Here is a 15850-nt window from a genome sequence, read left to right on the forward strand (position 1 = left end):
CCCGAAGCTGCTATCTTCGGGCATGGGTTGCCGGAGGGAACAGCCAGCGGGTAAGAAGTGCCGCACGAGTGCCAGGGAAACAGACTTATGAAGTAGTTGAACTACAGGAGGAAAAAGAATTTCCCCGAATGACCCTAAGATTCATTGTCTGGAAGCATCACGAAAAGTCCAGTCCCAATTTAAGATTTTCATTTATTTTTCAAAGATCAAATTGGAAATTTTGAAGGCGGCCGCCAGTACCCTAGGGTACTGGAAATTAGCCCAACAACAACCTTCAAGAAATACTATACGAGGAGGAACCATGATTCAGCTATCTGTACAAAACCTCACGAAACGGTATAAAACGGGTGAAGGCGTTTCGAATATTTCACTCGATGTCAACAAGGGGGAATTGGTGACGCTGCTCGGGCCTTCCGGCTGCGGCAAAACGACGGTGCTGCGAAGCGTCGGAGGTTTTCTCGAACCGGATTCGGGCGATATTTTAATCGAGGGCAAAAGCGTGCTGAAGCTTCCGCCGGAGAAACGGCCGACATCGATGGTGTTTCAAGGCTACAACCTGTGGCCGCACATGAATGTATACAACAATCTGGCTTTCGGGCTCAAAATCCGCAAAAAAAGCAAAGCCGAAATTGACGAGGCGATTCAACGCGTGCTCGAGCTGGTCCGGCTGCCCGGTTCGCAGAAAAAGTATCCGAGCGAGCTGTCCGGCGGCCAGCAGCAGCGGGTTGCGGTTGCAAGAGCGTTTTTACTGGAGCCTGCCGTGCTGCTGCTGGATGAGCCGTTCTCCGCGCTCGATGCGAAGCTGCGTCATGAAATGCGCGAGGAGCTGCGCGATATTCAGGCAAGCACCGGACTTACGATGGTATTCGTAACGCACGACCAGGAGGAGGCGCTGTCGATTTCGGACCGGATCGTTGTCATGAATGCCGGCAGCATCGAGCAGGAGGCGAGCCCGCAGCAAATTTACGATCATCCGAGCTCGCTGTTCGTGGCGCAGTTTATCGGCAAAATGAATTTTATGAATGGCCGTGCGGAGGGGGCCAACTTACATGTGAACCGGCTGCAGTATGCCAATCCGGAGCAGCTGAACGGCGAGGTGACGGTAGCTGTCCGCCCCGAGGATATCGTATTCGCACAGCCGAATGAAGGGCTGCCCGCCAAAATTCATCAGGTGATGGTGCTGGGCCATTATGCCGAGGTGTCGCTGGAAACCGAGCTGGGCGTTTTGAAAGCATTTTTACCTCGTGATGCGGTCAAAGATATGTCGCCCGGCCAAACGGCGGAAGTATCGTTTTCCAAGGTGCTTGCTTACCGGTCGGCGTAGTCTTTTCTTTCCCCGGGTGTTCCGGCTGTGAAGCGTTTACCGTTATATCAAACTGTGAGGAGGAAGTAGAAATGGATCGAATGAAGAAGCGTTTGAGCATGACCCTGGTGTCAATCATGGTGCTGGGAGCGTTGGTGGGCTGCGGTACCGGAGGAGATAAGCCGGCGTCATCGGGCGGCGGTGACAAGGGAACTAAAAAGGATGAGTTTTCGTTTTATTTTACCGGGTCGTTGAACGTGAAAGATTTGTGGGAAGCCGTTGTGCCGATGTTTGAGAAGAAATATCCGAACATTAAGGTGAAAATGGTCCATATCGATTCGGGCTCGGGCGGGCAATCGACGGTCGACCGTATTATCGCAGCCAAGCAGGCGAACCAGAAATCCGGCAACATCGACTTGTATGAAGCCGGCTTGAGCGATGTGAGCAAAGGAATTAAGGAAGAATTATGGGATTCGCTCGACGCGAAAAAAATACCAAACCTGAGTAAAGTTGAAGAAGTGAAGCTGACGAACGTTAAAGGAATGGCGATCCCTTACCGCGCCTCGGCCGTCATCTTGGCCTATAACAGCGCGAAGGTGAAAGCACCGCCGAAGACGGCGAACGAGCTGTACGACTGGATCCGCAAAAATCCGGGACGGTTCGCTTACAATGATCCCGCCACCGGGGGCGCGGGCGACTCCTTCGTGCAAACGGCCATTTACAATTTTTTGCCGCCTGAGGCAAATGTCAGCTCGGATCCGTCCAATATGCAAAAATGGGATCAAGGCTTCGCGCTTCTGAAGGAACTGCACCCGTTTATGTACCAGAAGGGCGTCTACCCGAAAAAAAATCAAGGGACGCTTGACCTGCTGGCCAATGGTGAAGTCGATATAATCCCGGCATGGTCCGACCAGGCGCTGGAGCAAAGCGCGAAGAAGCTGCTGCCCGATACGACGAAGCTGACGCAAATCGAGCCCTCTTTTACCGGCGGTCCGACTTATATGATGGTGCCCAAGCTGTCCGAGCATACGGAATCGGTGTATACGTTCCTCGACTATGTACTGTCTCCGGAAGCGCAGAGCGTCATCGTCACCAAAATGTACGGCTATCCGGGCATCAAATGGTCCGAAATGCCGCAGGATTTGAAGGATAAATTTAAAGATGTGGCCGGCGGTTACCGGACTTTCAACATCGGCGATTTGGGCAAGGAAATTCAGAAGCGCTGGCAGCGGGATGTAGCGGGCCAATGAGTAAAAACGTCAGGCAAAGCCTGTTCGGACTGCTGCTCGTGATCCCTTCCTTTCTCATTCTGAGCTTTGTCGTCATCGTGCCGATTGTGCTGGCGATCAACGAAAGCTTTAAGGACAATAACGGGAGCTACAGTCTGACGCATTATTATTATTTATTCACGGATAAAGTAAGCGTCGGCAACATCGTATTCACTTTAAAGCTGACGGTCATCTCCGTTGTAATGGTGCTGTTGATCAGCTATGCGCTGGCTGTCTATATGCGGTTTAGCGGGGGCCGGCTCGTAAACGGGATTAAACGGATGTATATGATCCCGATGTTTATTCCTTCTGTCATCGCATCCTATGGAATCATTAATATGTACGGCAATCACGGATGGCTGTCACGGATATTGCTGCTGTTCGGTACGGAGGCGCTGCCTAAAATTATTTTCGATTATAAAGGTATCATTCTCGCCAATCTGTGGTTCAACATACCGTTTACGACCATGCTGCTCAGCTCGGCGCTGTCCGGCATTCCGAACGCCATCATCGAGAGCGCAAAAGATATCGGGGCGAGCCGGCTGCAAATTTTTTTCAGATTCATCCTGCCGTTGTCGTACCGGACGATGTGGGTGGCAATCACGTTTATTTTCATGGGCATCATCGGCGGCTTTACGGCACCGTTCCTGATCGGCCCGAACTCTCCGCAGGTGCTCGGCGTGGCGATGCGGCAAATTTTTTCCGTCTATCAGGATACGCAGCTGGCGAGCGCCAACGCGGTCTTTATGTTCATTCTCTGCTCCTTGATGGGTTATTTCTATATCCGTACGATGATCAAAGACGATAAGGCGGCGCATTAGGTCAGGACGCAACTTGCACCTATCCCTACGGCGGACTTTACCGGGTACATCGGGTAGAGCGGTCGAACGGGAAAGGTGCTTTTTTTCAAAAGTGAAGGAGATAGAGAGAAACTGCATAACGGGAGGAAAATCAACAATGAAGCATCATATAGGCTCGACAGGACCGTTAGGCTGGAGAGAGGTTCATGCCAATGCGGATTTTACGATGAATATCCGGTTGGAGGAGGCCGGTTTCGTAGAGCTCGATCTGTTGGCGAAATCGGAAAGCGACTGGCGCGTGGACGGCTATGAGTCGTCAGTGCTGCGCATTTGGCTGGAGCGCGAGTATAATCAGGATTGCGTGTTGTTTTACGGCAACCGACCTTTTACGTATACGCGATTGCTAGGTTATTTGGAGGCGGGCGATTATACGCTGCGGCTTGCCTTTCATCCCGATCTGTCGTCTCCGCAGGTGAAGCGGGCTTATATCGAATCGGTTCATGTCCGCCGAATCGGCGTTGAATCTGCGGAGTTATTCGAAATTTATAAGCATTCTCCGGTTTTGTATGGGCGCAGCGTGTACCATCCTTATGAGAGCCGTTATACGGATACGCCGCTTTTACTGTTTTATTTCACGGAACCGCTTGCGGACGGTAAAGCGATCGAGTATCAGATGATCTTTTCGCATGAGGATGAAGGGACGCCCACGCCTCTGTTGATGAGCAAGTGGGGGCGGACGACCGATATCGAGTGGGTGTACCGGGTCGAGCTTGACGGGAGCGGGGAGGTGCGCAAGGCGACCTTTCAGGGGCCCGAGCATATTACGGGACATTTCAAGGGGGGGACGGCGCTCGGAGGGCATCCGGTGCTGCAGGTGGCGACGACGAACGGCATGGTGCACGATACAGTGACGTCCGGGTACCGCTTTCTGCTGCCGCCCATGTATGAATGGAACAGACAGGTTGAGCCGAGAGAGCGGGTGATGGATGCGTATCCGTTCACTTATCAGGTGACCGCCTGGGAAATGGAGCGCCAATACGCCGCAGAGTCGCCGGCGGTGAATAATTCGTTCCAGCTGGCCGATCTGCGCCATTATTTGTATGTGCAAACGGCCAAAGTAACTGCGGAGCCCGGGGTTAGAACGTCCATCGATATCCAGGTGAAGCTCAAGGGAGTGAACGGCTGGTTTTCCGGCAGCTTCGGCGACTTGCGGCATGGCAATTTCCGCTGCGCATACGACGGACCTTATCATCAATTTTCGACGACCGTCAAGCTGCCGGAAGGGACCGGTTACGATGATATGGAGGAGGTTTGCGCGGTATGGCTGCCCGGCGGCGAAGCATCCGTGCTCGTACCTGAATTTAAAGGCTTTTTTCTCGATCGGGACTATGCGCCGTTGTCTCCGATCCGCAGCTCGACCGCCGTTACCGTGAGCCAGGAAAGACCGAGACAGACGCTATGGAGGTGGGACTTCGCATGATGACGCTGCTGCAAGCGGAGGGCGCCGTTACGCCAAGCTGCTCCAAAAGTCATATTACTTACACGCTGCATTTGCATCGGGACTGCCGGGAGCTGCATGTGGAGTTTGCCTACGAGCCGAAAAGGCTGGATGACGAAGCGAAATCGGAAGCGCTTATTCGCGATGCGCTTAAGCGGTTTGTTCCGGCAGAGCAAGACCGTTCTCCTGCTGACAATTGGAAAGATTATATGCCGCTGCAAAATTTGTTGACGCTATCGATTGATGATGAAACCGGGTTTCGTGGTGCGGGACACCGGCATGATCCGGTGCAGCATTTGACCGTTACCCCGGAGCAGGCTTCTCCCGGTCTGGTACCCGGCATATTCCCGCGCGGTCAATTGCGCATCATGATCAGCATTCATTGCGTCGTTACCGAGCAATGCCGGTATCGCATGCATGTCTGGGAAGGAAGGGACATACAATGACGGATAAGTGGCTTCCTTTCGAGCTTCACTGCCACACGTATCACAGCGACGGCAAGCAATCGCTCGCCGAGCTGGCGGCTGCGGCCAAAGCGTTAGGCCTGAGCGGCGTGGCATTAACGGATCATAACACGATGACCGGCCTTGCGGACCGCGATAACGTCGCCGAGCAGAGCGGCGTGGAGATTATCCCCGGACTGGAGTGGACGACCTTCTTCGGGCATATGCTGACGCTCGGCATCCGGGAATACGTCGATTGGCGCAATTTGAGCCCGTTTCATCTTCATCGCGGCATCGAGGGCGTACACCGGCAGGGCGGACTCGTCGGCATCGCGCACCCGTTCCGCGTCGGCAGTCCGATGTGTACCGGCTGTTATTGGGAATTTGAAGTGTCCGATTGGAACGCGGTTGATTATATTGAAGTATGGTCCGGCTTATTTCCGTCGATCCGCCGCAATAACGCCCGGGCGTTCGCCTTATGGACGGAGCTGCTCAACCGGGGATACCGGATTGCGGCGACAAGTGGCCGCGACTGGCATGTATCGGACCCGGCGAGCGAGCCGGTGTCGGCTACGTTTTTGGGGATACGCGAAGGCGGTGCCGGCGAATGGGGCGGCGGGCTGGCGCGCGGAGCGGGAAGCGCAGGCGGCGATGACGGTGAAGGCGCGAGCTGTGAGCGCGAGGGCGATGCCGGCGGGCTGGCGCGCGGAGCGGGAAGCGCAAGCGGCGGCGACGGTGAAGGCGCGAGCTGTGAGCGCGAAGGCGGTGCCGGCGGGCTGGCGCGCGGAGCGGGAAGTGCAGGCGGCGACAATGCCGGCCTGATCGGCGGAGCGTTGGATGCGCTGCGGCACGGACGGGCGGCCGTGTCGATGGGGCCGCTTCCGCTGCTAGGCGTGCTTGCCGCCGACGGCTCGCGGGCCGGCATCGGCGACACGGTGGCGCTGCAGCGGGAGCGGCAGCCGGTTGTCATAACGGCTGGCATCGATTTCGACGCAAGGGCCGGTCACTGGGAGCTGCCGGAGCAGCAGCTGCAGTTGAAGCTGGTCGGCAATCTGGGCGAGATGGCGGATGTCGCTTTGAGCAGGCAGAAGCCGCAAACGGAGCTGCGTCTGGACTTGTCCGGCGTGCGTTGGCTGCGAGGTGAGCTGCATGGCGTGTTCGGCCATGTGCGGACGATGATCGGTTTTACCAACGCGATTTATTTTACTTAAAGGAAGTGGACGATCAGGATGGGGACAGCGTCAGCGAGTCTATGGACAATTTCGCATGGGGAGCTTTTGCTGAGAATGGTGCTGGCGGTGCTGTTCGGAGGCGTTGTCGGCATGGAACGCGAATGGCATAACCATGCTGCGGGGTTCCGCACGCATATTTTGGTTTGTCTTGGTTCCGCGACGATTATGCTGCTGTCCATTTACGGATTTTCCCAATTCGTCAACGAACCGAACGTACGGATCGACCCGGCCCGGCTTGCCGCTCAGGTTATCAGCGGTATCGGTTTTCTCGGAGCGGGCGCCATTTTACGCAACGGCTCGGTGATCAGCGGGTTGACGACGGCGGCATCCGTCTGGGTCGTGGCGGCCATCGGGCTATGTGTCGGAGCGGGCTTTTTATTTGCGGCGTTTTATTCGACGATGCTGGTTCTGATCAGTTTATTCGTACTGAATAAATGGGAAAAATATTTGATGCGCCACCGGCGAAATCATGAGCTTACGATTAAGGCGCTGGATCATCCCGGCGTACTCGGCAAGCTGGCTTCCGCCTTCGGCGAGCAGGGCATTCAAATCGTCAACGTCAAAATGATCCCGGATAACGAGTCAGAGCAAGGCGGCGTAGAGCAGCCGACGATGCAGCTGTGCTTCAGCCTGAAGGTACAAAGCCCGGCCAAGTTCGTGGCGGCGATGGAACGCATTCATGCGATGGATTTCGTATTGTCGGTGGAATCGGACGGTAAATTAATGGTTGTCCCTCAGCATTCCGGGGTGGAGCGGTATCATTGAGGGGGTAAAAGCTCGTAAGAGCCTTTTAAACTATATTAGCATTCGACATGGAAACAAAGCGCTTATTTTGCCTGAATCCAACTGGCCCCCGCGTATCCGCCAAAATCAGGGGGGGGGGGGGCAGGCCGATGCGCGGCTCGAGACGTTGCGGGAACTGCTTCTGCATTGACTGGAACATATGTTTGCGTAGTTCTTTATCGCCAAGCGAATAAGTCAACTGGGCGGCGAACAGCCGGTTGTCCCAATCGGTCGGTTCGGAACCCAGCTTTTGCTGAACGAGCCGGCGGATCCGCTCAAGGGCAGCATATAAGGCGGGTAACCAAGCACTCGGCAGCTTTATAAGCGGGGATAAAGGCGTCTTTTTGCATTATAGGAGCGGGGGTCCAGCGTCTAAAAATGATTTATGGGACAGCCCCCTTTGAATCCTTGCAGCTGTTGAACGCAAGTGCTGCGGGCTTACGCCTGCGCCCGGACATAGTCCTCCGGCGTCCTGCCGATCACCGCTTTAAAGTCTTTAATAAAATGCGCTTGATCGTAATAACCGAGACTAAGCGACAGCTCCATCCAATCATGCTGACGGCTGAGGTCCAACGATTCCGCCGCATGTTGGAGCCGGTACAGCCGGATCACCGATTTGGGGCTGATGCCGACGTACTGTTCGAAGAGGCGCTGAAGCTTTCTCTTGTTCATTCCGAACCGATCCGCGAGTTGATCGACCTTCGTCATTTCGCGGTCGGCGATAATCCGGTCTATCATCTCATTGATCAGGGTCACTGTTTCGTCCTGTCCAGGAAGAACCGCTTCAAACATCGGCTCTATAAGCTTGACCATCGAATCCTCGTCCGTCAGCGAAAGGATCGATGTCTCCAAAGCCCGGGCTTCCGCACCCAAGATGGATTGCACATTCATCGGCCCGTCGCGCAGTATGGTAACCGGCTGCCGGATAAACGGATAAAAGCCGCCCGGCTTAAATTTGACCCCGAACACAGCGCCCTTCCCTTCGATAAGGCATGAATATTTTTGTTTGGCGGGAGCGTATATGCCCGTGCTTCCGTTCTGAATGACCAGGTTGACGCACGGGTTTGGGACGACTTCCTGCAAATGGGGCTCCTGCCCGGTTAAATCCCAGCTGACGATCCAGTAGTGCTTAATGAAAAAACCGGCCCGCCCGGCAGGGATGTAACGGGACAGCCGGAATTTCTCCGATCCGTGCAGCATTAAAAGGCCCATACTGGGCTTGTCAGTATGCTTATTCATCGCTCAGCCACTCCTTCTGAAAAAATCTGCAGCCGCAGCACGGCTTGTCGCGTTTTTCCAATACTTCATTCAAGATAATGGTTATAGTAAAAGTGTACTACATAACAGCAGCTGCGAACAAAGCTTGCGTTAACGAATGAGGAGGAGCTCGCTATGGATTTGAAATATGATTTTTACATTAATGCATCGCCGCAAACGGTTTGGGACGCCATCGTATCGCCGGAAGGAACGCGCAAAACATTTTTCGGTTCCGTCATCCGTTCGACGTTTGAAGCGGGTGCCCCCTATGCATATGTAGGTCCGGGCAACGACGGCGAAGAGACGGTGCATGTGTACGGAAACATTTTGGCCTATGAGCCTTATAAAGTGTTCAGCTGCACGGAGCATCCGGGCCCGTCTTATTATGCCAATCACGAGCAGCTCGAAACGAGAATGACCTTCACTCTGGAAACGGTCGGCAAGAGCACAAAGCTTACGCTGCTGCAAGATCAATGGCCTGCCGACCACCCTTCCTATGAAAGAGTCAAGCAGGATTGGTGGCTCATTCTGAGCAATATCAAGACATACGCCGAAACCGGCGAGACGATGGATTTCGGCTGGTAACATGCATCAATTTTCGTCCCATCCGACCTAAAGTATGCTTTTACGTATGCAAACGACCCGAGGCGCAGCCTCGGGTCAGGATGTCGGAATGAGTTTGCTTTTTTAAATTGAGGACAGTTTCCAGGACGAACGTGTTCTTATTGTCTTCACTGTGCCGAGAACCCCATGTTAGGCTGCATTTGCGCAGCAAAATAGTTTTGATTGTTCATATGACTGACACTTTAAATTTGATTGCATGCTTGTAAAATGGAGTGCATTTGTTGAACCGCTGTTTAATGTCCTTGAAGTGCAGTTTGTATCATTTGAGCTGCCTGGCGTTTGCGCTCTGCTAATGTAAATGTTGTGTTGAATTAACCCCTCAATAAGATGCATCCGCGACTTGAAACTTATTCAACTTTTGCAAATTTTAAATGGACAAGGCGGCATTATTTGGGAAGTATGGAATTCTTACGCGCCTATCCTTTAAGGTCGGCGAAGCCGTTTATCAAGGTTAAGCGGTGGCGGCGCCGGCAGGGAAAGCAGTTTTTGCACAAATACGCTCATGGCCATCGTCATCGGCAAGCTTTTGCTGCGGATCAACAGGAAGTCCCGGGTCAGCTTCATTCCTTTGACCGGCAGTTCGCAAATTTCGCCGCTCTCCAGCTCCTTCCGGACGACGAGGCGCGATAATATAGCGATGCCAAGCCCTGCGGCGACGGATTCCTTAACTCCCTGGCTGCTGTTAAAAATGAACGACCGCTTGACGGACAGACCGGCATCCCGAATGAATGCATCGCTAAACGCGCGGGTGCCGGAGCCGGTTTCCCTGAGCACCCATACTTGATCGTCCAGCATGCCGGCCTCGACGGCGCGCCGCGACGACAACGGATGTCCCGGCGGAGCGACCAGTATCATTTCATCCTTCATGTACGGCTTGATTTCCACGTCCGGGTAAGCGACGCTGCCTTCCACCAGGCCAAGATCGAGCTCATTGGCTCGAACCGCCTGGGTAATTTCACCCGTGTTGCCGATGTTTACGCGGATGTCCACCTGAGGGTACAAGCCGGTAAATTCGGCAAGCAGCCGCGGCATCACGTACTCGCCGATCGTGAAGCTGGCGCCGATGGTCAGTGAGCCGGTGACGGCATGCTGCAGATGCCGGATTTCTTCCTTGGCTTCATGATACAGCGATAATATTTGCTTGGCATGCCGGTACAGAATAGAGCCGGCTTCCGTCAATTTAACCTGCTTGGGCGAACGATGCAGCAGCTTGGCTCCCAGCTCCTGCTCCAAATTGCGGATGTGCAGGCTGACGCCGGGCTGGGAAAGGTTGAGCTGCTCGGCCGCCCGCGAAAAATTACTCTGTTCCGTAACCGCTACGAATACTTTCAATGTTTCCACAATCATACTTGTTGCCTCCGTCTTGTTCCTTCCTGTCTCTGTTGCTTGCCCTTCAATGGCAGGTATTCACATTGTAGCCTGATTCGATGAGCGGAACAACGGTCAATCATAATTATTTCTCATGATGGCGATAGCAGATCGGTATTTCACTTTCTTTTCCCGCAGTCTTATAGTGGAGCCATAAAGAACTTGCATGGTTCCAAAAGCGGGAAGGAGTGGAGTACGATGGCACGAGCAAAAGTACGCCAGGTTTCGATTCAAACGAATAACTATATGGGATTCGCTGGAGGAATAGCGATTACGCTGCTGCTTGCCCTTGCGGCCAAATATTTGTCCGGCTTTCCTGTATTTGCGATTATGGGACAGCTCGTTATCGCGATTTTACTTGGCATGGCATGGAGAGCAGCGATTGGCGCGCGGGAGCAGACGATGCCGGGAGTGGCGTTTTCAGGCAAAAAGCTGCTGCGCTACGGTATTATTTTGCTCGGCATGAGGCTTAATCTTGCGGATGTCGTACATGCCGGGCCGAAGGTAGCGGCGATCGCGGCGATCAATATCGTGCTCGCGATTGCGGTCGTTTACGGAATCGCCCGGATATGGAAGGTCGAGCCGAAGCTGAGCATGCTGACGGCATGCGGGACCGCGATATGCGGCGCTGCGGCGGTTGCCGCCATTTCCCCGCAAATCCGCGCGAACGATGAAGAAACGGCGGTCAGCGCCGCGACCGTAGCGATCCTGGGGACGCTGTTCACCCTGCTGTACACGGTGCTGTACCCCGTTCTCGGACTGACGGCATCCGGCTACGGCGTGTTCTCGGGCGCGACGCTGCATGAAGTGGCTCATGTGATCGCGGCCGCGGCTCCAGGCGGCAAACAAGCGGTCGATATGGCCGTTATCGTCAAGCTGACGCGTGTGGCCTGCCTCGTTCCGGCGGCGGTTTTAATCGGCCTGTGGGCCCAAAGGCTGGAGCGGAAAGCCTCCGGTACAGCCTCGAAAACGAGCTGGAAGACAATTCCTGTCCCGTGGTTTATCGTCGGCTTCCTGCTGATGAGCGGAGTGAATACGATGGGAATATTTCCGGCCGTATTTGCAGGTCATGTTATTGACGCCGCCTATCTGCTGATTGCGATGGCTATGGCCGGTCTTGGCTTGAATGTCGATATGGCCGTGTTTCGCAGGCTGGGCATGAAGCCGTTCGCGGCAGGACTCATCGGTTCCATATTGTTGTCCGGCTTCGGCTATGGGCTCGTACGGTTATTCGGGTTGGCGTAAAGCTTCGCGCCAGCCCTTATTTATTGTTTAGGAAATTATGCGCAGCAAATTTCTGTGGATAACCGGGGGCTCCCCCAAAAGTAATAGGAATTGGCTTCGGAGCTTCACGTCACTTTTGGGGGACTTTGTTCGTTGAACGTACAAGATGTTAAAACTTTGCTTCATACATTTTTGATAAATGCGCGCGTCCTCGATAACGGACGGCGAAAGTGTTTATTTTTGTGTCGGGGATGTGCGATTTTCCGCTTGACGGTGCGCAGGATTGGTCATACAGTGGAAAAGGACACATATTGAGACAAAGAAGGAAATGACAGATGGAAGCTTGGAAGCGCAATCTTTACATTTTATGGTTCGGCAACTTTTTTTGTTCGGTCGGGATCGGGATGATTATTCCTTTCCTGCCGTTGTATGTTCAAGAATTAGGGATTCACGATGTGAAGCAGGCGGCATTGTGGTCGGCGATGATTTTCGGCATTAATCATTTGATGATTGCTTTAATGTCGCCTTTTTGGGGGAAATTTTCGGACAAGTACGGGCAAAAAATGACGATGGTGCGCTCCGGCTTGGGGATGAGCGTAACCATTGCAGCTATGGGTCTCGTTCATATGCCCGTTCAGTTGCTGGTGCTGCGGGCTTTGTTCGGGACGATGGGCGGATTCTCCACTTGCGCTGTCGCTTTGATGGCGATTGAAACGCCCAAGGCGCATGTAGGCAAAGCGCTCGGTACCTTGCAGACGGGACAAGTGGCCGGGCAGCTGCTCGGTCCGCTGCTGGGCGGAATTATGGCGGAATGGCTTGGGATGCGGAACTCGTTTTTTTTCACCGGCTTTTTTATTTTGCTGGCTTCGCTGCTCGCCATGTTCGGCTTGAAGGAAACGAGAACGTACCCGAAATTCAGCTTCCGAGCGTTCGGCAAGCGCGGCGAAAAGCACGCTATCGCGGGAAACTCCGGCTTGCAGCCCAAAAAGCAGCTGGCGCTCGGCGAAGTAATCCGGCAATCTCCGGTTATTTTGACGCTGTTTGTATCCACCTTTTTGATCGCGGCCAGCTTTCAAAGCATTAGTCCGATCATTACGCTGTATGTCAAAACGCTGCATGTCGAAAACCATGTCGAGCTGATGGCCGGGCTCATTTTTGCTTCAAGCGCACTAGGTACGATTATAGCGGCGCCGGTTTTGGGGCGGATGGGAGACAGGTACGGACATTTGCTTATTTTATTATGCTGCGTGCTGCTGATTTCGATCCTGTACCTGCCGCAAGCGAGTGTGACGAATCCGTGGTCGTTGATGGGAATTCGTTTTGTCGCCGGACTGTGCGTGGGCGGACTCGTTCCTTCGATCAGCTCGCTGCTGCGGAAATTGACGCCGACCGGCATCCAGGGGAGCGTATTCGCTTATAATACAAGCGCCAATTCGCTCGGGAACGTATCGGGCTCGCTGTTCGGCGGACTGGTTGCAAGCAGCTTCGGCATACCCGTCGTATTTTACATCATTGCAGCGGTATTTTTTGTTCACTTTGTGATGCTGGCCGCCCAATACGGTAAAATTATTGAGACAGGCAAACGGGCAGACTATGAACGACAGTAGCAATTCAACGGACTTTCAGGAGGTTTCCGCATGGTATTCGAAGACTACGAAGCGGCAGTGATCGGCGAAATCGCCAAAAACGAAGTGAAGCCGAACCCGGTCAAAATCGCACTCGACATGGCCGGCAAGCCGGTCACCAAGGTGTTGGAGGCTGCGCATCAAAGCGACAACAAATACATACGAAAAGCGGTCGATTCCATCGACGTCACGATCGAAAAATCGCTGAAGAAAACGATCCGGGCCGCGAATCTGCTGACCGGCGAAGAAGCGGTGAAAAAGGAATTCCGGAAAAAATGGCAGATCGAGCTGGCCGGCATCGAACAAATCCGCAGTCTGCCGCTTTACCAAATGGACAAGGTGGCGGATTCCTTTGATGTCAGCAATGCGCTTATTGTGGCTACCGAAGGCGCCGTGATGGGGGCGGCGACAACTTTGCTGGAAGCGGTGCCTTTTGCCCAACTGGCAATTCCGTCTATAGTCATTGCCGACGTAGCCGCTTCGATGACGATCATGTCGCGGCATGTTTGCCAAATCGCCACCTCGTATGGTTACTCATCCGTCGAATTGACGAACGTCCCGCATATTTTGTCGGCGATGGCGCCGAGCTCAAGCTCGTCGGATGAGGGTTTCATGGTGACGAAAGCCGCGGCGATCAACGAAATCAGGGAGTCCGCGAAGTTTGCAGCCAGACATGTGGGCGACCTGACGAAGCAATTGACGAAAGAAACGGCGTTCCCCCAGCTCATTCATCTGGTACGTATGATTTCCCAACGGCTCGGAGTCGTCATCACTGAAAAAGAATTGGGCATGCTGATTCCCATTGCAGGTGCCGTGCTGAACGGAGGATTGAATTTGGCGTTTCAGCAAATGAACCATACGAATGCTAAGGACTATTTCCGCAGACTGTATTTGGCTAATAAATATGGGGAAAGCGTTGTTCAGGAAGCGATTGAAGCCGGAAAAGCCGCCATTCGGAATTAAAAATGAAATAGTAGCCGTGTGCAGATGAAATTTTGATCAAAGAGAACGAAGGCCACGGCTTCCGCAAATATGAAAATCAATTGGACTTTTATACGTCATTGCTTTTATTTTTGGAAATTCATTTGAAGGGTCAACCTTAATAAATTCGATAAAAGCGAGCCCGGTTGGTGCGGATACGGCACACCGGGCTTTTTAATTGACTTATACGATGTTTAAGTTTAAACTTAATCTAAATACAATAAATATTCGGAGGTCCGCCATGACAAGAAGAGGACAGCTTACGGTGCAGCGCAAAGCGGTGTACGATATTTTGACGGAAAGCCATGACCATCCGACTGCGGCTGAAGTGATCGAACGTTTGAAAAGTAAAGACCAGCATTTTGCCTATGCGACCGTCTATAATTCGCTGCGTTATTTGTCAGAGGAAGGTATGATCCGCGAGCTTAAGCTCGATGGAGATGCAAGCCGGTACGACGCTTGTACGGAGGAACACCAGCATATCGTCTGCACCGTATGCGGCAAGGTGGACGAGGTGTTTACCGAGCTTCCTGCAAAATGGCTGCAAACCGTCGCTGCGGAAACCGGTTATACGATTGAACAGCAGCATGTTTTGGTGAAAGGAGTGTGCCCCGCATGCAGAGAGAAAACGAATTGAGTACGCCGGTCAACGATACCGGGTCCTTATTGTTTCAACCGATTGCCGACGGTGTGGCCGCGGGCGATTATTGCAGCACCACACATCGTATTGTCGTCATCAGCCCGCTTCCTTATTCGCTGCACTTGCTCGTGCGCGAGCTGACGGCCAAATGCTATGACGTGCTCGTCTTCCGTCATTTGGACGATGAAGCGTTGGGTGCGCTGCCGATTGATCTGATGATTATCGATTTAACCCAGGAAACGGAGCTGGAGACGGCCGCCAAGGCGTTGTCCCGGTTTCAGGGAGTGCCTGCGCTGCGGCTCGTTCGTCCGGAGAAGTTGGCCGGTCTTGCCGGCGATGAGCAAGGCAGCTTTGCAGCTGCGACGTTAATGAACTGGAAGACGAGTACGCTGGAGCAGGTACTGGAGAGAGTTCATAAGCTGCTGCAGCAGGGGACGCGCCAGAACGGACAGCGCAATGAGCAATGGCAGCTTAAAGATTTGATGGTCGACGGCAATCGCATCGCCGTGTATAGGGGAACAGACCGGATTGAAGTGACGAAGACCGAATTCGATCTGCTCAAGTCGCTCCTCGATGCCGGAGGCGCGGCGCTCAGCCGGCAGCAGCTGATGGATCGCGTATGGGGCGAACATTATTTCGGCGGGAGCAACACCGTTGACGTGCATGTGAAAAGCTTGCGGCAAAAGCTTGGAGACGATCCGAAGAAGCCCAAATATATCGCCACCATTCGCGGTGTCGGTTACCGGATCGCCGATTGAAGGCTTCATGAAATCTTCATCAACCTTTCATCCAACCTTCATGATG

Annotated in this window: 15 protein-coding genes; 13 read left to right on the forward strand and 2 right to left on the reverse strand. The window is 53.6% G+C overall.

The features are described from left to right. The first annotated feature begins 301 nt into the window (after positions 1–301). The 7 genes from E1757_RS29980 to E1757_RS30010 all read left to right on the forward strand — a co-directional run bounded on the left by E1757_RS29980 (position 302) and on the right by E1757_RS30010 (position 7309). Entirely contained in the window at positions 302–1324 is a 1023-nt protein-coding gene (locus E1757_RS29980; protein WP_133235221.1) for an ABC transporter ATP-binding protein, read from the forward strand. A gap of 71 nt (positions 1325–1395) precedes the next feature. Next, a complete protein-coding gene (locus E1757_RS29985; RefSeq protein WP_246079641.1) occupies positions 1396–2553 on the forward strand; it encodes an extracellular solute-binding protein in 1158 nt (385 codons plus the stop codon). Beyond that, positions 2550–3392, forward strand: coding sequence for an ABC transporter permease (locus E1757_RS29990; RefSeq protein WP_133235223.1), 843 nt, complete (start codon positions 2550–2552; stop codon positions 3390–3392). Before E1757_RS29985 ends, E1757_RS29990 begins: the two co-directional genes overlap by 4 nt. A gap of 136 nt (positions 3393–3528) precedes the next feature. Further along, positions 3529–4851 carry a hypothetical protein gene (locus tag E1757_RS29995; protein ID WP_133235225.1) on the forward strand — a complete coding sequence of 441 codons (1323 nt, stop codon included), beginning with the start codon at positions 3529–3531 and terminating at the stop codon, positions 4849–4851. After that, entirely contained in the window at positions 4848–5315 is a 468-nt protein-coding gene (locus E1757_RS30000) for a hypothetical protein (RefSeq protein WP_133235227.1), read from the forward strand. The genes E1757_RS29995 and E1757_RS30000 overlap by 4 nt, the downstream gene beginning before the upstream one ends. Further along, positions 5312–6523, forward strand: a complete 1212-nt coding sequence (locus tag E1757_RS36040; RefSeq protein ID WP_165972358.1) for a CehA/McbA family metallohydrolase — start codon at positions 5312–5314, stop codon at positions 6521–6523. The genes E1757_RS30000 and E1757_RS36040 overlap by 4 nt, the downstream gene beginning before the upstream one ends. Before the next feature lie 18 nt (positions 6524–6541). Next, the gene (locus E1757_RS30010; RefSeq protein ID WP_133235229.1) at positions 6542–7309 is read left to right on the forward strand and encodes an MgtC/SapB family protein; all 768 of its coding nucleotides are present in this window, start codon (positions 6542–6544) and stop codon (positions 7307–7309) included. A gap of 456 nt (positions 7310–7765) precedes the next feature. Here the strand turns inward: E1757_RS30010 and E1757_RS30015 are convergent, their stop codons facing one another. Beyond that, positions 7766–8566, reverse strand: coding sequence for an AraC family transcriptional regulator (locus tag E1757_RS30015; RefSeq protein ID WP_133235231.1), 801 nt, complete (start codon positions 8564–8566; stop codon positions 7766–7768). Between the two features lie 153 nt (positions 8567–8719). Between E1757_RS30015 and E1757_RS30020 the strand changes: the two genes are divergently transcribed. Then, positions 8720–9169: an SRPBCC family protein gene (locus E1757_RS30020; RefSeq protein WP_133235233.1), complete on the forward strand. Its 450-nt coding sequence runs from the start codon at positions 8720–8722 to the stop codon at positions 9167–9169. A gap of 462 nt (positions 9170–9631) precedes the next feature. On the opposite strand, the gene E1757_RS30025 is transcribed toward E1757_RS30020, so the two are convergent. Further along, positions 9632–10555 carry a LysR family transcriptional regulator gene (locus E1757_RS30025; protein WP_133235235.1) on the reverse strand — a complete coding sequence of 308 codons (924 nt, stop codon included), beginning with the start codon at positions 10553–10555 and terminating at the stop codon, positions 9632–9634. A gap of 219 nt (positions 10556–10774) precedes the next feature. On the opposite strand from E1757_RS30025, the gene E1757_RS30030 reads away from it, so the two are divergent. From E1757_RS30030 to E1757_RS30050, 5 genes are all read left to right on the forward strand, one after another. Beyond that, positions 10775–11821 carry a YeiH family protein gene (locus E1757_RS30030; protein ID WP_133235237.1) on the forward strand — a complete coding sequence of 349 codons (1047 nt, stop codon included), beginning with the start codon at positions 10775–10777 and terminating at the stop codon, positions 11819–11821. 314 nt (positions 11822–12135) lie between these two features. Continuing rightward, positions 12136–13407: an MFS transporter gene (locus tag E1757_RS30035; RefSeq protein ID WP_133235239.1), complete on the forward strand. Its 1272-nt coding sequence runs from the start codon at positions 12136–12138 to the stop codon at positions 13405–13407. A 30-nt stretch (positions 13408–13437) separates the two neighbouring features. After that, positions 13438–14388, forward strand: a complete 951-nt coding sequence (locus E1757_RS30040; protein ID WP_133235240.1) for an EcsC family protein — start codon at positions 13438–13440, stop codon at positions 14386–14388. A 259-nt stretch (positions 14389–14647) separates the two neighbouring features. Beyond that, a complete protein-coding gene (locus E1757_RS30045) occupies positions 14648–15043 on the forward strand; it encodes a Fur family transcriptional regulator (protein WP_133235242.1) in 396 nt (131 codons plus the stop codon). Further along, positions 15022–15804 (forward strand): winged helix-turn-helix transcriptional regulator, encoded by a 783-nt coding sequence (locus E1757_RS30050; RefSeq protein ID WP_133235244.1) that lies wholly within the window; start codon positions 15022–15024, stop codon positions 15802–15804. Before E1757_RS30045 ends, E1757_RS30050 begins: the two co-directional genes overlap by 22 nt. The last annotated feature ends 46 nt before the right edge of the window (positions 15805–15850 follow it).

This window comes from Paenibacillus piri (assembly GCF_004354045.1).
Taxonomy (GTDB): domain Bacteria; phylum Bacillota; class Bacilli; order Paenibacillales; family NBRC-103111; genus Paenibacillus_S; species Paenibacillus_S piri.